At 68.9% G+C, this 18,424-nt stretch carries 16 protein-coding genes and 2 tRNA genes; 9 read left to right on the top strand and 9 right to left on the bottom strand.

Annotation, left to right across the window (positions count from 1 at the left end; genetic code table 11):
* Nucleotides 1-22: 22 nt before the first annotated feature.
* From ACFORO_RS36125 to ACFORO_RS36115, 3 genes are read right to left on the bottom strand one after another with little or no spacing between them, the layout of a single operon-like run.
* Entirely contained in the window at nucleotides 23-874 is an 852-nt protein-coding gene (locus ACFORO_RS36125) for a hypothetical protein (RefSeq protein ID WP_377871846.1), read from the bottom strand.
* Between the two features lie 23 nt (nucleotides 875-897).
* Entirely contained in the window at nucleotides 898-2,058 is a 1,161-nt protein-coding gene (locus ACFORO_RS36120) for a serine hydrolase domain-containing protein (RefSeq protein WP_377871847.1), read from the bottom strand.
* Nucleotides 2,059-2,090: 32 nt separating this feature from the next.
* On the bottom strand, nucleotides 2,091-2,330 hold the full coding sequence (locus ACFORO_RS36115) for a hypothetical protein (RefSeq protein ID WP_377871848.1): 240 nt from the start codon (nucleotides 2,328-2,330) through the stop codon (nucleotides 2,091-2,093).
* A 170-nt stretch (nucleotides 2,331-2,500) separates the two neighbouring features.
* Here ACFORO_RS36115 and ACFORO_RS36110 point away from each other — a divergent pair, with 170 nt between their 5' ends.
* Together ACFORO_RS36110 and ACFORO_RS36105 are read left to right on the top strand one after the other, a co-directional pair.
* Entirely contained in the window at nucleotides 2,501-4,756 is a 2,256-nt protein-coding gene (locus tag ACFORO_RS36110) for a helix-turn-helix domain-containing protein (protein WP_377871850.1), read from the top strand.
* Between the two features lie 18 nt (nucleotides 4,757-4,774).
* Complete coding sequence (locus ACFORO_RS36105; protein WP_377871851.1) at nucleotides 4,775-5,395, top strand: hypothetical protein; 621 nt, start codon at nucleotides 4,775-4,777, stop codon at nucleotides 5,393-5,395.
* A gap of 23 nt (nucleotides 5,396-5,418) precedes the next feature.
* Here the strand turns inward: ACFORO_RS36105 and ACFORO_RS36100 are convergent, their stop codons facing one another.
* Nucleotides 5,419-6,369 carry a DMT family transporter gene (locus ACFORO_RS36100; RefSeq protein WP_377871852.1) on the bottom strand — a complete coding sequence of 317 codons (951 nt, stop codon included), beginning with the start codon at nucleotides 6,367-6,369 and terminating at the stop codon, nucleotides 5,419-5,421.
* Here ACFORO_RS36100 and ACFORO_RS36095 point away from each other — a divergent pair.
* Nucleotides 6,368-7,777 (top strand): aminotransferase-like domain-containing protein, encoded by a 1,410-nt coding sequence (locus ACFORO_RS36095; RefSeq protein ID WP_377871854.1) that lies wholly within the window; start codon nucleotides 6,368-6,370, stop codon nucleotides 7,775-7,777. The genes ACFORO_RS36100 and ACFORO_RS36095 overlap by 2 nt on opposite strands.
* On the opposite strand, the gene ACFORO_RS36090 is transcribed toward ACFORO_RS36095, so the two are convergent.
* Together ACFORO_RS36090 and ACFORO_RS36085 are read right to left on the bottom strand one after the other, a co-directional pair.
* A complete protein-coding gene (locus tag ACFORO_RS36090) occupies nucleotides 7,774-9,270 on the bottom strand; it encodes a class I adenylate-forming enzyme family protein (RefSeq protein WP_377871855.1) in 1,497 nt (498 codons plus the stop codon). The two genes, ACFORO_RS36095 and ACFORO_RS36090, sit on opposite strands and share 4 nt — an antisense overlap.
* 9 nt (nucleotides 9,271-9,279) lie before the next feature.
* Nucleotides 9,280-10,155 carry an alpha/beta hydrolase gene (locus ACFORO_RS36085; protein WP_377871856.1) on the bottom strand — a complete coding sequence of 292 codons (876 nt, stop codon included), beginning with the start codon at nucleotides 10,153-10,155 and terminating at the stop codon, nucleotides 9,280-9,282.
* A gap of 70 nt (nucleotides 10,156-10,225) precedes the next feature.
* Between ACFORO_RS36085 and ACFORO_RS36080 the strand changes: the two genes are divergently transcribed.
* Nucleotides 10,226-10,858: a TetR/AcrR family transcriptional regulator C-terminal domain-containing protein gene (locus tag ACFORO_RS36080; RefSeq protein WP_377871857.1), complete on the top strand. Its 633-nt coding sequence runs from the start codon at nucleotides 10,226-10,228 to the stop codon at nucleotides 10,856-10,858.
* 37 nt (nucleotides 10,859-10,895) lie between these two features.
* Here the strand turns inward: ACFORO_RS36080 and ACFORO_RS36075 are convergent, their stop codons facing one another.
* Complete coding sequence (locus tag ACFORO_RS36075; RefSeq protein ID WP_377871858.1) at nucleotides 10,896-12,713, bottom strand: NAD(P)/FAD-dependent oxidoreductase; 1,818 nt, start codon at nucleotides 12,711-12,713, stop codon at nucleotides 10,896-10,898.
* 154 nt (nucleotides 12,714-12,867) lie between these two features.
* Here ACFORO_RS36075 and ACFORO_RS36070 point away from each other — a divergent pair, with 154 nt between their 5' ends.
* The 4 genes from ACFORO_RS36070 (at nucleotide 12,868) to ACFORO_RS36055 (ending at nucleotide 14,813) form a co-directional block, all read left to right on the top strand.
* On the top strand, nucleotides 12,868-14,058 hold the full coding sequence (locus tag ACFORO_RS36070) for a transcriptional regulator (protein ID WP_377871859.1): 1,191 nt from the start codon (nucleotides 12,868-12,870) through the stop codon (nucleotides 14,056-14,058).
* An 83-nt stretch (nucleotides 14,059-14,141) separates the two neighbouring features.
* Nucleotides 14,142-14,216 (top strand) — tRNA-Val (locus tag ACFORO_RS36065).
* A gap of 30 nt (nucleotides 14,217-14,246) precedes the next feature.
* A tRNA-Val gene (locus ACFORO_RS36060) sits at nucleotides 14,247-14,318 on the top strand.
* 153 nt (nucleotides 14,319-14,471) lie between these two features.
* Nucleotides 14,472-14,813 (top strand): hypothetical protein, encoded by a 342-nt coding sequence (locus ACFORO_RS36055; protein WP_377871860.1) that lies wholly within the window; start codon nucleotides 14,472-14,474, stop codon nucleotides 14,811-14,813.
* 19 nt (nucleotides 14,814-14,832) lie between these two features.
* On the opposite strand, the gene ACFORO_RS36050 is transcribed toward ACFORO_RS36055, so the two are convergent.
* Nucleotides 14,833-15,372: a hypothetical protein gene (locus ACFORO_RS36050; RefSeq protein WP_377871861.1), complete on the bottom strand. Its 540-nt coding sequence runs from the start codon at nucleotides 15,370-15,372 to the stop codon at nucleotides 14,833-14,835.
* Nucleotides 15,373-15,717: 345 nt separating this feature from the next.
* Here ACFORO_RS36050 and ACFORO_RS36045 point away from each other — a divergent pair, with 345 nt between their 5' ends.
* Entirely contained in the window at nucleotides 15,718-16,971 is a 1,254-nt protein-coding gene (locus ACFORO_RS36045; protein WP_377871863.1) for a glycosyltransferase, read from the top strand.
* Here the strand turns inward: ACFORO_RS36045 and ACFORO_RS36040 are convergent.
* Nucleotides 16,883-18,379, bottom strand: coding sequence for an MFS transporter (locus tag ACFORO_RS36040; protein ID WP_377871864.1), 1,497 nt, complete (start codon nucleotides 18,377-18,379; stop codon nucleotides 16,883-16,885). The two genes, ACFORO_RS36045 and ACFORO_RS36040, sit on opposite strands and share 89 nt — an antisense overlap.
* Nucleotides 18,380-18,424: the final 45 nt, after the last annotated feature.

The raw sequence follows: 18,424 nt of genomic DNA, 5'->3' as shown, positions 1-18,424 counted from the left end.
GTCACTTTCTCGGTAGCGGGAGTCACGGGTTCTGGGTCACGTGGAAGCCGGCGCCGTAGGTGCCGGGGTGTGCGGCGTCGCGGGCGCGCAGGTCGGCGAGGATGTTCGCCGAACTGGTGTAGGCGTACTGCGGGACGCCCAGGATGACGGCCTTGGTGATGCCCGCCCACGGTCCGGCCGCCTGGAAGTTGTTGCCCTGCCCGGGATATTCGGTGCCGGGCACGTGCCAGATCGCCGGGCCGCCGGAGTCGCCGCCCTGGTGCTTGGCCCAGGACTGGTAGACACCGTTGGCATTGCTGGTGATCCGGCCGTACCAGACGCCGAGCTGGCCGGACACCACGAGTTCGTTGTTGTTGTTCAGCGCGGCGCCGAGGAGGCGTTCGTCGGCCAGCGACGGGGTGAGCGCGTTGGGGCTCGGCTGTCCGTCGGGGACTTCCATTTCGCCGGTCTGCTTCAGGTACGGCCCCTGCGAGGAGAGCGTCACCGACGGAACCAGCTCGATGATCAGGTAGTCCTTGGTCGGATGACCGGTCATCGAGCCTTCCCGGCTCTTGAAGTACCGCACATAGCCGATCGGGCCGAACCCGGTGTCGCCCCGGTCGTAGACCGGCTGGATGTTCTCCGGGATGTCCCGGTCGGAGTACTTCTGCCCGGGCGGATCCTGCAGGCAATGCCCCGCCGAGACGGCGATCCTCCGGTCGTACTTGTCGGTGCCGACCGCCCCGATCGTGCAGAAATGGTCGGGACTGTTCAGGTCGAACAGGATCTGCATCGAGTTGAAGACCCGTTTCGCCGTCTCGGCCGAGGCGCTGGCCGCGCCGGTGACCGCCAGGACGACGACCGCGATCGCGGCCAGGAAACTTCGGGTGCGCACACACGCTCCTTGATTCGTAGGGTTCACTGCCTGCTGCCGCAGAGAGCGGAGTCGATCACGTCGACCGGCGAGGGCCGGAGGCTCGTCAGCTCCCACGCGTTGGTCATCATCGAGGCGTACCGGCCGTCGTCGGTCACCGCGGTCAACGAGCTGTAGCCGGACGCCGCGAGGCCGTTGTGGAACCACGCTTCCCCGCCGCAGGACAGCGTGATCGCCTGCAGGCCGAGGCCCAGCCCGACGTAGTTCGGATCGTGCACCGGGACCTGGATCGTCCGGCGCATCTCGGCCAGCGCGGCCGGGGAGACGACCTTGCCGTCGAGCAGCGCGCGGTAGAACGCCGACAGGTCCGACAGCGTCGAGACGACCGCGCCTGCCGAGCTTTCGATCGACGGTTCGGAGATGACCGGAGCCGAGGTCGTCTCGGTCCAGAAGAAGAACGGACCCGCCCGGACGCCGCGGTACCCGGGGAGGTACGGCGCGGGCAGAGAACGGTCGCCCGCGTGCGGGAAACTGGTCTGGGTCAGGCCGAGCCGGTCGATGATCCGGGCGGTGATCGCGTCGCCGACGGACATTCCGGTGACCTGCTCGATCAGCAGGCCGTTGATCAGGTAGCCCAGGTTCGAGTACAACACGCTCGTGCCCGGCTCGGACGCGGGCGGGAAGTTGCGCAGCCCGACCTGGACCAGGTCGCGAAGGCCGATGCTGCCGTCCGGTTTGACGAACCCGGCGGCTTTCCGCGCCCAGGCCACCACGTCCGGGGCGGGGATTCCGGCGGTGTGCTGGAGGAGCTGGCGGACGGTGATCCGGCTGCCGTCGTAGCCGTTGCCGTCGACGAGGCCGGGCAGGTACCGCTCGATCGGCGCGTCGAGCACGACCTTGCCCTCGTCGACCAGTTGCAGGACGACCGACGCGGTGAAGGTCTTGGTCTGGCTGGCGATGCGGAAGTGCTCGTCCGGCTGCAGCGGACGCGCCGGTCCGGTGATCGTCGCGCTGCCGGCGGACAGGTGCCACGACCCGGCCGCGTTGCCCGCGTAGACGGCCGCGCCCGGTCCGGCGTGGGACTGGTAGCCGTTGAGGACAGCCTGGGTGTCGGCGTGGGCGTCGGCCGCGGACGCCGGTGCGGCCAGCGCCACGGCGACGGCGGCAGTCGCCAGTACCGAAGCCGTCCGTCTCAGTGTGCGCACAAAATCTCTCCTTCGCTCGAAGGGTTCCGGAGTTATCTGAACTGGTACCGGCAGACGGCCACCGCCACGACGATCAGCAGCAGCATGCCCACCAGCACGAGGCACCCGACCCCGCCGCTGGCCGACCGGCGGCGCTCCGCCTGCCCCCTTGGCGGAACCCCGGGATGGCACTCGGCGTAGTGCCGCGTCCGCTGCTCGGCGCTGCCGGCCCGCGTGAGCCAAGGCGTCCGGTAGCCGCATTCGCCGCACCAGTACCGGTAGTCGGCGGCCATACCCGGGTTCCTTCTCTCTCTTCCGACGAGGCGACCGGGCGGGGAGCCGGTGCCGATCATGGTCGCGTTCGCGCAGGTCGGGGTGCCAGAGCACAAGCCGGTCAAAGATGACCGGCCCGCGCGGTAAGGTCATTTGCGGGAAAGCGGGCGCACAGTGAGGGGTCTCCGCGGTGACGAGCCGGGCCGGCGATCTGCTGCGGGAGATGCGGCGGCAGGCCGGGTTGACGCAAGAGCAATTGGCGGAACGCTCCGAGGTCAGCGTCAGCACGATCCGGCGGCTGGAGAACGGCAAACCCATCGATCCGCGGATGGGCACGGTCAAGCTGCTGGCCGACGCGCTGGGAAGCACGACGGCCGAACGTCGCGCGCTGCTGGCCGAGTTCGGCGTCTCCCCCGCGCCCGAGGAGATTGAGCCGCCGCGAATCCGGAGCGCGCTTTCCGACGCCGCGGACCAATTCGCGCAGGTGGTCGCTTCTCGCTGGCAGCGCGAAGAAGAGCAACGCCGGGTCCACGATCCCTTCCCTCTGCCGGTCCGATGGCATCTGGCGTCCGAACGGCTGACCGATCGCTGGGACAACATCCGCGGCGTCCCGCCCGGCGGTGCGACGGAACCGCTGAAGCTGGACGGCGAACTGGACGACGTCGCGGACGTCTACCGGCGGATCCCGTCCGGACGGCTGGTGGTCCTGGGACGAGCCGGTTCCGGGAAGACGATCCTGACGCTGCGGTTCGTGCTGAGCCGTCTCCGGACGCGCTCCGCCGGCGAACCGGTGCCGACGATCTTCGCTGTCAGCGCGTGGGATCCGACGGCCAGCACGCTGCGGGACTGGCTGATCGAACGGCTGCCGCAGGACTACCCCGACTATCCCGGACTGACCGCTTCCCTCGCCGCCGAACTGGTCGAAACCGGGTGCGTCCTCCCGGTTCTGGACGGATTCGACGAGATCTCCGGCGGATTGCACGCCGCCGCACTGGCCGCGCTCAGCGCCACGTCATTGCCGTTCCTGCTGACCAGCCGTCCCGGCGAATACGGGACAGCGGTCGCCGCGACCGACGTGCCGACTTCGGCCGCGGGCGTGGAACTGCTCGACCTGACCCCGGCTGATGTCGCGAATTACCTGCCCCGCACGACCTCTCGCGACGGGAATCTGTGGGGCCCGGTGCTCGCCGAGGTGCGCGACCGTCCCGACGGTCACCTGGCGACGGCGCTGAGAACGCCGCTGATGGTGGGCCTCGCGCGGACCGTCTACAGCGACGTCCCCGGCCGGGACCCGGCGGTTTTGCTGGACACCACCCGGTTTCCGACCTCGGACGCCGTCGAAGACCACCTGCTAGCCAGCTTCGTGCCCACTGTGTACCAACACCGGCCCACGCATCTGACGCGCCCGCTCCGGAGCTGGGACCCCGGACGCGCCCAGCGGTGGCTGGGCTATCTCGCCCAGCACGTGGACCAGCTCGACGACCACGACCTGGCCTGGTGGCAGCTGGGCACTTCGCTGGGCCGGTCGTCGCGGATCCTCGCCGTCGTCGTCGCTTCGACGCTGGCGATCGCCGTGCTGAACTGGCTTGTCTTCGTCCCGCTTGACCTGATCGGCCGCGGGACCGCGTTCACCTTCCGCGCGGGCCTGATGGACGGGCTCCTGATCGGGCCGATGGTCGGGCTGGCCTTCGGACTGGTCTACGGCCTGATGATCGTGTGCGGCGGGAGAACGATCGAGCCGTCGCGCGTCCAGATCCGAGTGCGGGGACGACATCGGACCGGACGGCAGTTCATCCGCACCTACGCCGCCCGGCTCGGCACCGCCCTGCTGGGCGGCTTCGTGATCGGACTCGGATACGGCCCGGTGAACACCGCTTTGCACGGCCTGCTCTTCGGATTCCCGCCGGACGGCAAGTCCCTGGTCGAGAAAATGCTGGTCCCTACGCTCGTCTACGGACTCGTCTTCGGGCTCGCCGCCGGTCTCGTGTTCGGACTGATGGCCGCCCTGGAGATCCCGCTGGACGTCGGCTCGGCCGCCACCCCGCTCGGCCTGCTGGCCACAAACCGCACTACCGCGGTGCGGCAGTTGCTGATTCTGGTGCCGACAGTCGCCCTCGCCATCGCTTTCGGCGGGTGGCTGCTGGTTGAGCTTCTGCAAGGTCCGTTGGGTCCGCTTCGCTGGCCGCTGTCGTCGGGCCTGCTCATCGGAGCGGTCGGCGGGCTCGGTGGCGGGCTTTCTTATGTGCTGGCGTTCACGGCTTGGGGACAGTGGGTGCTGCTGGCGCGGATCTGGCTGCCGCTGACCGGTCGGCTGCCTTGGGCGGTGACGGAGTTTCTCGACGACGCGTATCGGCGCGGGGTGTTGCGGCAGGCGGGGGCGGTGTATCAGTTTCGCCATGCGCGGCTTCAGGATCATCTCGGCCGGGAGTATCGGGCGCACGGCTGATCCGGCATGCTGTCCGGCATGAGCAGCGATGGGGGTCGGAGCGGGCTGGAGTCGCCTGGCGGCGAAGCTTCGCTGACGCCGGAGGAAAACGCGATCGTCGAGGAAAGTCACCGGCTGATCGCCGCACTCGGCAAGCCGTACCTCGAGGGGTTGGGCATCGCCTGCGTCGCGGGCATCGACGTCGCCGAAGCGGTGCGCAGGCTTTCCGCCGAGGTCCTCGGCGACCGGGAGGAGCTGGAAGCCGCGTGGGAAGAAGACCCGTTCAATGACGGCAACACCATCCTGACCATGTGGGCCACCGACGTGCCGGGCGGATGCGTCCTCGCCCAGCCGTGGGGATACGGGCCGGAAATGCCTGGCGTCACCAAGGCCCTGTCGGCGGGCACGACCTGCTACGGCATGTACGCCAATCCCAAGAGCGGCAACCAGGGCAGCATCGTCCGCGACGGCGAGATCATCGGCTCGGACTTGCACCCCGGCGGCGGCGAGCCGGACGACGATCTGCTGGCCTGCCTATACGAGGACGAAGCACTCGCCTATTGCTTCGCCTACGCGGGGCTGCGGCCCGTCGACAACCGCTCGGTCATCGGACCGCCGGACGCCTGGATCCGGTTGCCCGACCGCGACTACTGGAGCTGAACGGTCCTGGCGTGGGTCTGTGATCACTTCGCGCCCTCGACTGCCGCCTGCACCGGAGGCCGAGCAGTCCGGACCCGCACCGCGCTCCCCGCGCACACCACCACCGCGACGCCGCCCAGGATGGTCTGCCAGGTCAGCTCTTCGCCCAGGAATACCGCTGCCCACAACAGATTCAGCACCGGCTGCACCAACTGCACCTGGCTGACCTGAGTCATCGGCCCCAGCCCCAGTCCCCGGTACCACGCGAAGAAACCCAGATACATGCTCACCACCGCCAAATACGCGAAGGCGGCCCACTCGCCCACTGTCGCATGTGGAGGGTGGCTCGCCATTGACACGACGGTCAACCCGACCATCAATGGCGAAGCGACCACGAGAGCCCACGAAACGGTTTGCCACGCGCCCAATTCCCGCGCGAGCAGACCGCCTTCTGCGTAGCCGACTGCGGCGGCCAGTACGGCACCGAAGAAGAGCGCGTCCGACCACTGCACTCCGCTGAGGCCACCGCCTTGCAGGACGGCGAAACCGATCGCGGCGACGGCACCCACCGCGGCCAGGGCCCAGAACGTCGCGGGTGGGCGTTCGCGCGTGCGGAGGACCGCTACTACGGCCGTCGCGGCGGGGAGTAGCGCGATGACGACCGCGCCGTGGCTGGCGGAGGCGGTGGTGAGGGCGTAGGAGGTCAGCAGCGGGAAGCCGATCACCACGCCACCCGCGACGACGGCGAGGCGGAACCATTGGGTGCCGCGTGGGAGACGTTGTTTGGTGACGATCAGCGCGACGGTCGCGAGCACCGCGGCGACCACTGCCCGGGCGGAGCCGATGAACATCGCCGAGAGGCCGCCGTTTTCCACGGCGAGCCGGGTGAACGGCATCGTGAACGAGAACGCCACGACACCGAGCAGACCCCACCAGAGACCGGCCCGGGGTAGCGCCGGTGCCGCCGGGAGAGTAGCGCTATCCTTCAGTTTCATGTCCGACGATAGCAGCTCACGGATCGCTTCGACACTGCGCGAGTGGATCAGCACCGCGCCGGCCGGAGCGAAGCTGCCGTCGTCGCGGGAGCTGGTCGCGCGGTATTCGGCCAGTCCAGTGACTGTCCAGAAAGCACTGCGCAGCCTGTCTTCCCAAGGACTGGTGGAGAGTCTGCCGGGCGTCGGCACGTTCGTCCGTGCCGCGCCGACCACCGGGTCCGGCGACTACAGCTGGCAGACCGCCGCGCTCGGAAGCCCAGGGCACGGGCTGCTCAAACAGCCCGCGTCACTGCAACCAGCTTCCACAAACTCAGTAGCGCTTCACTCCGGCTATCCCGACCCCGAGCTGCTGCCGGAACGTCTCGTCCGGAGTGCGTTCTCCCGGGCCGCCCGCACGGCCGCGCTGGTCGGACGGCCGCCGACCGCGGGCGTTCCCGAACTGCAGGCCTGGTTCGCCGCGGAACTCCGCGCGGCGACGTTGGCCGGGATCGCGCCGGTCACGCCTCGGGACGTCGTGATCACCCCGGGCAGCCAGAGCGGCCTGGTCACCGCGTTCCGCGCGCTGGTCGGGCCGGGACAGCCGCTGCTGCTGGAATCGCCGACGTACTGGGGCGCGATCCTCGCGGCGAAGAAAGCGGGAGTCGCGGTGGTGCCGGTGCCGAGCGGCCCGAACGGACCGGATCCCGACGAGTTGGCCAGGACGTTCGAGCAGACCGGCGCGCGGGCTTTTTACGCGCAGCCCAGTTTCGCCAGCCCGACCGGCGCGCTGTGGCCTCCCGACCTGGCCAGCCGTGTCCTCGACACCGTCCGCCAGCACGGCGCGTTCCTGATCGAGGACGATTCCGCGCACGATTTCGGCATCACCGCGGAACCGCAACTGCTCGCCGGACGCGACGACGACGGCCACGTGGTCTACCTCCGTTCCCTCACCAAGAGCGTCTCCCCCGCGATCCGCGTCGCCGCACTGATCGCCCGCGGCCCGGCGCGCGACCGGATTCTCGTCGACACGCTGGCGGAGTCGATGTACGTCAGCACGGTGCTGCAGACCGTCGCGCTCGACGTCGTGACCCAGCCCGCGTGGCGCACCCACCTGCGTCGCGTCCGGCATCAGCTCAAGACCCGCCGGGATCTGCTGCTCACCGGGCTCCGCGACCACGCGCCCGCGGTGCACGTGGAATCCGTGCCACAGGGCGGACTCAACCTCTGGGCCCGGCTGCCCGCAACGGTCGACCTGACACACGTCGTCCGCGACTGCGAAACCGCCGGCGTCATCATCGGCCCCGGCGACGAATGGTTCCCCGCCGAACCCACCGGACGCTTCATCCGCCTCAACTACGCCGGACCGAACCCCGGCGCATTCGCCGACGCCGCGCGAGTAATCCAGGAAGCGGTCACGGCCAACGCCTAGTTTTCCGAGCGCAGAGCAGCTTTTTGCACCTTTCCGGACGGCGTCAGCGGCAGAGCGGGCCGGAGCACGATCTGGCGCGGGACCTTGTAGTCGGCCACCTTTCCCGCGCAGAACTCCTTCAGCTCCGCCTCGGTGACCGTCGAATCTTGTGCTGGGACAACGTAATACCGGCCAATCTCCCCCAGCACCGGGTCGGGAACGCCGACTCCGGCCGCCATCAGCACGCCGGGGTGCTCGGCGAGGACGTTCTCCACCTCGATCGGGTAGATGTTGAATCCGCCTTGGACGAACATGTCCTTGGCGCGGCCGTGCAGCGTCAGGTAACCCTCCTCGTCCGCGCGAGCCATGTCGCCGGTGTGCAGCCAGCCGTCCGCGTCGACCGCCGCCGCGGTTTCCGTTGGCAGGTTGTGGTAGCCAGCCATGATCGACGGGGTCCGGAACAATAACTCGCCAGTTTCGCCAACGGGCAGCGCTTCTCCGGACGGGGAGGCGATTCTTGCTTCCACGCTCGGGAACGGAACGCCGATGGAGCGTTCGGTCGCTTCCGTGCTGGCACCCCACGGCGTCATCACGACCGCGCCGGAAACCTCGCTCAGCCCGTACAGATTCATCACGGTCGCCTTCGGGAACGCGGCCGTAAGGCGTTGCAGCAGAGCCGGTTCCGCGTTCGCGCCGCCGGTGACCACGACGCGAATCGCGGACGTGTCGACGCTGGCGAAACGTTCGTGGTTCAGCAGCAGCGTGTGCATTGTCGGGACGCCGACCCACATCGTCAGGCCAGCGGTCCGGAACAGGTCGGCGGCGGCACCGGCGTCGAAGGACGGCAGCAGCACCGTCCGGCTGCCCGCGACCAAAGCGGACAGGACGCAGCAGGTGATGCCGCTGACGTGATTCAGCGGGACGGCCACCGGCAGCACATCGGCGGGGCTCAGCTGGAGGTGGTCGGCCTCAGCGGCGGCGGACGCCAGCTGGCCGCGATGGGTCAGCGTCGCGCCTTTGGGACGGCCGGTGGTGCCGGAGGTGTAGATGATCATCACCGGGTCGTCGTCTTCGACCGCCGCCGACGCCGCGGCCAGCGCTTCATCAGGCTCCGCTGAACCCAGTTCGGCGAACGTCACGACGGAAACGGCCGGCAGGTCAAGCTTTTCCAGCAGGGTAAGGAAATCGACGTCACCCGCCGACGGTTCGGTCACCACGAGCCGCGCGCCGGAATCGGTGAGGATGTGCGCGAATTCGGTTTCCCGGTATCGCGGACTCAGCCCGACCACCGCCGCACCGATTTTCGCGGCGGCGAAGTACACCGCCAGCCATTCCGGCGTCGTGCGCCCGTTGACCGCGATCCGGTCGCCGCGCCGCACGCCGCGCCGCAGGAAGTCGGCGGCGATCCGGGCCGACCACGCGTCCATCTCGGCGAACCGGAGGTCACGCGAACCGGCGGTCCAGCCGACGGCGTCCGCGGAGGCGGTGCGGAGCAGGTCGTGAATACGCGTCATCGCTCGTCCTCACTGGGTCAGGTGGACGGCAAGGAAGTCGAGCTGATCCGCGACGACCTTTTCGACCACAGGCGGATGGTAAACCGTGAAGTGATCCGCGTCGTAATGCTTCAGGACCGCGCGCGGCGCGTCGTCGGCCACGCGGGCGGCGATCGACGGATCGATGAGGTTCTCGCGGTCGCAAGCACAGATCAGCAACGGACATCGGACGCGCGAGGCCTGCGCGGCGGCGTGGTAGAACACCATGTCCAACCCGGACGCGGCGGTGATCCGGTTGTCGAACCGGCAGCCGTCCGGCGTGACCGATTCCCAGCCTTCCAGCGCGCCGGGCTGATTCACGAACGCCAGCTCGCCGGGACTGCCGACCAGCGGAACGTACCGGCGCGGCAAGCGCAGCGCAGACCGCAGCAGGTCGGAGACGATCGGCACGGTGAACCGCGCGAGGTGTCGCAGCCCGGCCCGCGCCACGACAGCCCGGCCGCTGAACACCGGGCACTGCACGACCGCCGCGGCCACCGACGGATGCCGCGTCGCGGCGGCGAGCACGTGGCTGGAGCCGAACGACGTGCCCCACAACGCGATCCGGCCGGCGTCGATGTCCGGCCGCGTGCGGGCGAACGCCAGCGCCGCGTCGACGTCCTCGGCATACCGGCGCTGGCTGACCAGCTGCCGGGGTTCGCCGCCGGACTCGCCGAGGTGCCGGAAATCGAACGCCAGCACGGCGAAACCCGCCGCGGAGAACCAGGTTTCGTACTGGCCGAGCATCATCTCGTGCGTCGCGCCGCCGCCGTGCACGAGCACGACCGCCGGATGCGGCCCCGGTCCGTCCGGGACCGTCAGCCAGGCCGCGCACTGGTCGCGGCCGGAACGGAAGCTGGTGCGCATGACCCTCCCTTCAAGTACGTTGTACGTGAACCCAGTTAAACACGTACCTTGTACTTAATCAAGGAGAATCATGCCCGCACCGCGGAAGTTCACGCGAGCACGGCTGCAGGCCGCCGCGCTCGCCCTGGTCGACGCCGCCGGCCTGGACGGCCTGACGATGCGCAGCCTCGCGACCGAACTGGGCACCGGGCCGATGACGATCTACAACTACGTCGACGGCCGGGACGGGCTGGAGCAGCTCGTCACGGAAGCGGTGATGGCAGAGGCGACCTGGCCGGATCCGTCCGACGACTGGCGCGCCGACGTGCACGCGGTCGCCGAGGGAATGTGGCGGGCGGTGCGGGCGCATCCGCACGCCATCCCGCTGATCCTGACCCGCCGCAGCTTCGACCTGACGACGCTCCGACCGGCCGAAGCCCTGGTGCGGGCGCTGGCCCGCAGCGGACGGTCCGGGGCCGGACTGCTGGTCGCGTTCCGCACGGTTTCCGCCTTCGTGACCGGCTCCGCCCAGGCCGAACTGGCCGGTCCGCTGTCGCGCGACGCGGACGCCGCCGAGACCGCCGACCGGATCGCGGAACTGCATCAAGACCAGTTCGCCGGGCTCCTGGAAATCGCGCAGGCCGCCGCGGCGAGCGATCCGGAAACCGAGTTCGCCGAGGGAATGCGCATCGTCCTGGTTGGCCTGCAAGAAAAAACCCGGTGACCGCACTCGAGGCGGCCACCGGGTTTCCCGCACCGCGTCAAGACAGGTGATGCACGTCCTGCAGCCCGTACACCGGCGTCTCAAGACCTTCGAACCGCGCCTTCAGCTGCAGCGCCAGATACAGCGAGTAATGCCGCGACTGGTGCAGATTCCCGCCGTGGAACCACAATCCCTCCTGCTGGGTGGGCTTCCACATGTTGCGCTGCTCGCCCTCCCACGGACCCGGGTCCTTGGTCGTTTCCGAGCCGAGGCCCCAGCATTTGCCGACCCGGTCTGCGGTTTCCTGCCCGACCAGGTCGGCGACCCAGCCGTTCATCGAGCCGTAGCCGGTCGCGTAGACGACCACGTCGGCTTCCAGCTCGGCGCCGTCCGACAGCACCACCGAATTCGCGGTCAGGTGGTCGACCTGGCCGTGCGCGAGCTTGATGCTGCCGTCGGCGACGAGTTCCGAAGCGCCGACGTCGATGTAGTAGCCCGAGCCGCGGCGCAGGTACTTCATGAACAGGCCGGAACCGTCGTCGCCCCAGTCGTGTTTGAAGCCCGCCGCCTCGAGCCGGGCGTAGAAGTCCGCGTCGCGCTCGTGGATCGCTTGGTACACCGGGATCTGGAACTCCGGCATGATCCGGTACGGGATCGACGCGAAGATCAGGTCGGCCTTCTCGGTGGTGACGCCCGCGGCCAGCGCGCGCTCCGAGTACAGGTCGCCGAGGCCGAGGTCCATCAGCGAATCCGACTTCACGATGTGCGTGGACGAGCGCTGCACCATGGTCACGTCCGCGCCGTGCTCCCACAGCGCCGCGCAGATGTCGTGCGCCGAGTTGTTCGAGCCGACGACGACCGCCTTCTTGCCCGCGTACGCGTCCGGTCCGGGGTGCTGCGACGAATGGTGCTGGTCGCCCTCGAACTCGTCCATTCCGGGGAACGACGGCAGATTCGGCTTGCCGGACATGCCAGTCGCGAACACCACGTGCTTCGGCGTGAGAACCACTTCTTCGCCGTCGCGGTCCACCGTGACGTGCCACTGCTTCGCGTCGTCATCCCAGACCGCGGAAGTGACCGCCGAGCGCGTCCAGTACGGCACCTCCATCAGGCCCGTGTACATCTCCAGCCAGTCCGCGATCTTGTCCTTCGGCGCGAACACCGGCCAGTTCTCCGGGAACGGCAGGTAGGGCAGGTGGTCGTACCAGACCGGGTCGTGCAGGCAGAGGTTCTTGTACCGCTTGCGCCACGAATCGCCGGGCCGGTCGTTGCGCTCCACCACCAGCGAGGGCACGCCGAGCTGGCGCAGCCGGGCGCCGAGCGCGATCCCGCCCTGCCCGCCGCCGATCACGACCACGTAGGGCTGCTGGCCGTAGCCGAGCGTCTCCCGCTCCTCGGCCCGCTTCTCCGCCCACGACCGGCGGCCGCGCACCACGCCGTGCTCGACGCCCTTGGGCCGCCGTTCCCGCTGGGACTCCTCGAATCCTTTCAGCTCGCGCAGGCTGGTGAGCAGCGTCCACGCGCCCTCCTCCTTCAGCCGCAGATGCCCTTTCGCGCGTCCGGCGGCGGTCTCGAACTCGATCCACGCCTCGGTGACGCCGTCGCTTTCAGCCGCCGGTTCGGAGGTGCGGAATCCGCTCGGGTCCGTCGCTTCCAGACAGCCGCCGAGCAAGCCCGCGACCCCGTCCCGGCCCTCGACGGTCTTGAGGTTCCAGGTGAACGAAACCAAGTCGCGCCAGTAGGAATCGACGGCGAACAACGCCGCGGCGGCCTCGACGTCGCGGGCGGTCAGCGCGGCCTCGAACCGGGCCAGCCAGTCCTCGACCCGGGCCTGCGGCGTACTCGCCTCCGCGATCCGGTCGACTGTCTGTGTCATCGCTACTCCTCGGACGTCGCTGTCGTGGTGTAGCGCCGATCACACTCTCCGGACGACGGGCGCGGCAAGGGTTGCAGCGAGTTGCACGCGCCCGGTGCATGGAAACATCGGCGCAGGTCACCTATGCTGGGCGGCTAACGCGACGGTGCGGGAGGTGACTGTGGTGGTGCACAGTGCGGTGCCTCCGGGCCGCAACCTGCCCACCCACGCCCGCGACCTCGTCCGCATGCACGAAGCCGTCATCGGCGGCAGCCGCCCCGCCGTGCCGCCGCGCCCGCTCGTCTCGCGCTCCTGGTCCCGCGTGCTGAGCCTCGGCCTCACCGCCGACGGGATGAACGCCCGCGATTCGGTGCCCGGCGACGAGGTCGAACGCCGCAGGCACGACTCGCCGCTGCGGCACGTCATCGAAGACCTCCGCCAGGTCGTCGGCGCGACCTCCGATTCGGCGCACATGCTCCTGGTGGTCACCGACGCCGACGGCATCATCCTGTGGCGCGAGGGCTCGTCCGCCGTCCGGCGCAAAGCGGACACCCTGGGTTTCACCGAAGGCTCCGAGTGGACCGAATCCCGCGTCGGCACCAACGCGATCGGCACCGCCCTCGCCGAAGCCGCGCCCATCGAGCTGCTCGCCGGCGAACACTTCGAGCAGAACCAGCACCCGTGGTACTGCACCGCCTCGCCCATCCACGACCCGCGCACCGGCGAACTGCTAGGCGTCATCGACATCAGCGGCCCCGCCTTGACCCTGCATCCCGCGATCGGCGCCCTAGTCGAAACCGGCAAGCGGCTGGCCGAATCCGAACTGTGGCGCACGCACCGCCAGCGCCTCGAACGACTGCGCCAAATGGCTGAACCTGTCCTGTCCTCCGGCCCCGCCCTGGTCGTGGACGAGGACGGCTGGGTCGCGCACAGCGTCGGCGTCTCCGCGGGCGAACGCATCGCCGCCCCCAAACCCGGCCAGGTAGTCGCCGTCCCCGGCCTCGGAGCCTGCCTCCCCGAACCCATCGCCGACGGCTGGCTCGTCCGCCCCGCCGATACCGCCCGCACCGTCCGCCTCGACCTGGACCTCACGCCCGCTCCCCTGCTCAGCCTCCAAGCAGGCGACACCGGCTGGCGCCGCCCGATCACGAAACGACACGCGGAGATCCTGGTCCGCCTGGAGAAAGCCGGCCGCGACGGCCTGTCCGCGGTCGCGCTGAGCCACGCCCTCTACGGAGACGCCGAACACCTCGTCACCGTCCGCGCCGAAGTGTCGCGCCTGCGCCGCCTGCTGGGCGCCATCGTCGACACCCGCCCGTACCGGCTGGCCGAAGGCGTGCGCATGACTGTCCACGCAGGACAGTGACCAGCGGTGTCGGCGAAACCGGGACCCCCGTGCGGCGTCGCCGAGGCGTCCGCTAATGTTTACGACACGTTGCACAGCAGCAAGCGCGATTAGCTCAGCGGGAGAGCGCTTCCCTGACACGGAAGAGGTCACTGGTTCAATCCCAGTATCGCGCACCAGTCCACCCCCGGACTGGTGCGTTGCACAACGGGCGATTAGCTCAGGGGGAGAGCGCTTCGTTCACACCGAAGAGGTCACTGGTTCGATCCCAGTATCGCCCACAGTGTGGTTGTTCTGGTCACCCGGCCTGTCGATGATCTTCATCGACAGGCCGTTCGTGATTTTCGGGGAAGCAACCCTGCCGCTTCTGAGCGTAGACGTGCGCCTCGGTCGATGCGATCCCTCGGCACATCCGGAAGCTCTTGAGGTGACCCGTGTCCGCTGTGGTCATCATCGATCCTCGCGGCAAGCGCGACCTGGGATTCCTCGACTGGAACCCTTCCCGCGGCCTGCTCGTGCAGGTTCTCGGGTTCATCGCCGACGAGGTCGAGGATCAGGCCCTGGCCGCGGATCTGCGCGAGTTCGTGGCCCGGGGCTACGCGTTCATCGCCCTGAGCAGCTACAGCGCGGAGCAGGGCGCCGAGATCATGAAGGTGATCCGGGAGAGGCTGCCGGCCGCGGTCGAAGAGTGGTATCCGGGCCATGAGGGCGCTCGGCAGCACATCGCGGAGCTAGTCGAACTGGTCGAGGAAGCCGAAGCCGGTCCCTCGGCGTAACCGAAACTGAGTTGCGGGGTTACTGGGAGCTGGCACGGTTCGCCGCGGTGTTCCGGATCTTCCTGGTGCGGCCGTGCTCGGCCAGCAATGCCAGCAACTGCGGGGAAGCGGAGAAATCGGCCAGCCGCCGCTGCATCCAGTCGCTCGACGAGGCAAGGCCGGCGACGTCCGGGACTCGGCCGTTTTCGGTCTCCAACCACAATTCCCAATCCCGCACCCGCTGCCGGACGAACTCGCGGTCCTTCACCGGCACAAGCCGGTCCGCCTCCTCGACGATTTCCGCCGCCCGACGCCGAAACTCCGCCGGATCGGCGGTCTCCCCCGCGACGTGGTCGACCAGATCCACTACCGCCGTCTTGGCTGTCAGCGGTTCCGGATCTCGCACCAACACCGCCGCCAGCTCGCGAGGATCCGCCCTGCCGCTCGCTGAGATGACGCGACGGTAGGCGGCGGAGCGGACGCGCTCGTCCGCGACCGCCGCGTCGACCTCGACGTCGGTCAGCCCGGCCGCCTCGAACAAGACGGTCAGATCGGCTCGCAACGTGGTCACTTCGTACATCCTTGTGCGCCCTTCCTCGGCCATTTGTCCGCCTAGTTTCGGCTGCCGAACTTGCGGACAGCCTTCCGTACCTCTTCTGCATTCTCCCGCTGCGGCCCGCTTGCCCGAAGGCTCCGGCTGGCCATCGAGTCGAGCAGTGAAAGACCGAGCGGGTCGGCACTCTGCTCGGAGAGCGTCGTGCCGTCCCCGACGGACAGTGCCCGCAAAGTGCGAGCGGGTGGTGGATTTTCGTCAGGCGGCTGACGTCTGGTGTCGAAAGCCGGCGATCTGCGGCTTGTCGCGAGTCCGGTTGCACTCCGGAACTTACGGTCACGGCAAATGCTGACCGAATGAAGGAGACCTCCAGTGCGCGTGTTGTGCACAGTCACCGGATCGCCGTCGCACGTCCGATCCCTGCTCCCGTTGATCCGCGGCCTCCGTTCCGCGGGAAACCGGGTTCTGGTTGCTGTTCCGCCGGAACTGAGCGCCTGTCTCGCGGGCGAAAACGTCGAGATCGCACCCGTGTTCCCCAGTCTTCAACGGTTCGTCACCGAACGAATCGCCGCCAAAGGCAACGCATTGCCTCCACTCGCTCCCGAAGAATGCACCGCTGCGTACGCGTCCGCGCGCGTCTCGGCGTCCGTGCAATCTCCGCTCTGGGCCGACGGTGCCGCAGAATTGCTTCCTGTCGCCCAAGAATTCCAGCCGGACCTCGTGCTGCGAGACGACTTCGAGTTCTCCGGGTACCTGGTAGCGGAGGCGCTGGAGATCGCGCACCTCCCGGTGCCGGGCGGCGTTTCGAATGTGCTCGATCTCGCCACCGCGACGGACCCGTTGGCCGTGCACCATCAAGCGCTCGGTATCGATCGGACGACGGGCGGGTTGTACCGGCACGGCCGGATCGACTACATGCCGCCTTCTTTCTCGTTCGCGGCGACTGGGCTGCCCGCGGCCAGGGCCTACCAGCAGCCGGTGCTGACCTCCCCGGGCGAGCGATTGCCCGCGTGGCTGGCAGACCTCGGCACCGACCGCCCCCTGGTCCTGGCCGCCATTGGCACCGCCTTGCCGATGGTGGCCGAACGGCGGGACGAAATTTCGGCGTGGCTCGACCCGCGGGCCGGTCTCGCAGCGGTCATCGGCGCCGTGTCCGAACTGGACTGCTACGCGGTCGTGTCAACTTCAGGCGTGCCGACGGACGGAGTCGCCGTACCCGATCACGTGCGGCTCGCCGACCACGTGCCGCAGCCGCTCCTGCTGGAGGTCGCGGACCTCTTCCTGACGCATGGCGGCTACAGCAGCGTCCGAGAGGCCATCCGCGCTGGCGTGCCCATGGTGGTGCACCCCCGGATGGCCGAGCAGCCCTTGAACGGAAGACGAGTCGAGGAACTGGGGCTGGGTCGCGTCAGGTTCGACGTCGACGCCGACGTGCTCGCCGAGGCATGCGCGAGCCTTCTCGCCGATCGCGAGGTCGGCCGGCGCGCGGCACAAGCCAAGCGGGACATGCTCTCCCTGCCGGACTTGAGCGTTGCTGTCACGGACATGGAGGAACTCGCCGCGGTCGCTTCGGATCGGCGGACGCCCGCACCAGCGCAAGACCCAGGACCGACGCACCGCCGATGAAGCCGGCGATCGCGGCGACCAAGCAGGTCGCGTCGAGACCAGCGGCGAACGCTTCCCGGACCACGCCCTCAAGCGAAGGAGCGCGGGCGATCAAGGGCTGTGCCTGCCCGCTGCCCAGTGCAGCCGCGACGGTGTCAGCGTCGGCAAGGCCGTGACGGTCGACAGCGGACCGGACGCGGGCGTCGAACACCACGCCGAAGAGCGCGATGCCCACCGCATAGCCCAACTGCCGGAATGTGTTCACCGCCGCGCCTGCCATCCCGCCGCGATCCGCGGGCGCGGCGCTCAACGCCGCGGCCGACATCGTCGGTGTCGCGAGTCCGACGCCGATGCCCACGACGATCATCCCCGGAAGCACAGCCGACGCGGTCGATCGCGCGGTCAGGAAGGTCTGCGCCAGGGCACCGGCCCCGATGAGCGGCAGGCCTGCCCCGATGAACAGGTACGGCGAACGCTGACCGAATCTGCCGGCAAGGATCGCCGTGAGGAATGCGGCGAGACTCAGCGGGAGGAAGACCAGTCCAGCGTCGACAGGGCCGAGTTTCAGCACCGACTGCAGCCAGAGGGAAGTGAAGAGCAGGTACGCGAAGGCAGCGGCTTGCATGAAGAAGCCGGCCACTGCGATCCCGCTGAACGCCGGACTGCGGAACAGGCTCAGGTCAAGCATCGGATCCGGATGCAGCCGTTCGACAACGACGAAGACGACGAACGCGCCGACAGCCACCGCGCCGAGGATGAGCGTCGTGGCCGACGTCCAACTGTTGCCATGCACCCTGATCAGCAACCAGGTGGCCGCGCCCGCGGCGACGGTGAAGGCGAGCACTCCCAGCACATCCAGGCGTCCGGTCCGCTTTTTCGGCGTTTCCTTGACGTATCGGATCACGAAGACCGCCGCGACCACGCTGATCGGGAGGTTGATCAGGAAGATCCACCGCCAGTCACCGTGCTCGGTGAGCAACCCGCCCGCAATCGGCCCGACCGCCACTGCGGACGCGCTCGTGGCTCCCCACACCCCGAACGCCAGCCCGCGTTCGCTGTCTTCAACACAGGTGCCCAGCAAGGCAATCGTCGTCCCGAGCATCGCTGCCGCGCCGACGCCTTGTACTCCGCGGGCGACGATCAATGCGGCAATGTCCGGCGAAAGCGCACAGGCCAGCGACGCCCCGGCGAAAGTCGCCAGTCCCGTCGCGTAGATCTTCCGGCACCCGAACCGATCAGCCGACGAACCGACCCCTAGCAGAAGCGCTGCCAGTGCGAGCGCGTAGATGTCGACTGCCCATTCGAGGTCGGCCATCCCGCTGTGCAGGTCCTTCGCGATGGCGGGCAAAGCGACGGTGACGATCGTGACGTCCGTCAGGAGCAGGAAAGTGCCAAGACAGATCGCGATCAACGGCCCCCACGTGCGCATGCGAGTCCCTCCTCGGAAGCGAATCCCGATCAAGGTCTCACCGGG

Source organism: Amycolatopsis halotolerans, assembly GCF_042647905.1.
GTDB lineage: Bacteria > Actinomycetota > Actinomycetes > Mycobacteriales > Pseudonocardiaceae > Amycolatopsis > Amycolatopsis halotolerans.
This window is presented reverse-complemented; position numbering and strand designations above follow the sequence as displayed.

Coding starts and splice junctions, on each gene's coding strand:
- ACFORO_RS36085 (WP_377871856.1), bottom strand. CDS start 10,155: ATGCGCACCAGCTTCCGTTCCGGCCGCGACCAGTGCGCGGCCTGGCTG.
- ACFORO_RS36095 (WP_377871854.1), top strand. CDS start 6,368: ATGTCCGACGATAGCAGCTCACGGATCGCTTCGACACTGCGCGAGTGG.
- ACFORO_RS36075 (WP_377871858.1), bottom strand. CDS start 12,713: ATGACACAGACAGTCGACCGGATCGCGGAGGCGAGTACGCCGCAGGCC.
- ACFORO_RS36100 (WP_377871852.1), bottom strand. CDS start 6,369: ATGAAACTGAAGGATAGCGCTACTCTCCCGGCGGCACCGGCGCTACCC.
- ACFORO_RS36050 (WP_377871861.1), bottom strand. CDS start 15,372: ATGTACGAAGTGACCACGTTGCGAGCCGATCTGACCGTCTTGTTCGAG.
- ACFORO_RS36080 (WP_377871857.1), top strand. CDS start 10,226: ATGCCCGCACCGCGGAAGTTCACGCGAGCACGGCTGCAGGCCGCCGCG.
- ACFORO_RS36115 (WP_377871848.1), bottom strand. CDS start 2,330: ATGGCCGCCGACTACCGGTACTGGTGCGGCGAATGCGGCTACCGGACG.
- ACFORO_RS36040 (WP_377871864.1), bottom strand. CDS start 18,379: ATGCGCACGTGGGGGCCGTTGATCGCGATCTGTCTTGGCACTTTCCTG.
- ACFORO_RS36105 (WP_377871851.1), top strand. CDS start 4,775: ATGAGCAGCGATGGGGGTCGGAGCGGGCTGGAGTCGCCTGGCGGCGAA.
- ACFORO_RS36090 (WP_377871855.1), bottom strand. CDS start 9,270: ATGACGCGTATTCACGACCTGCTCCGCACCGCCTCCGCGGACGCCGTC.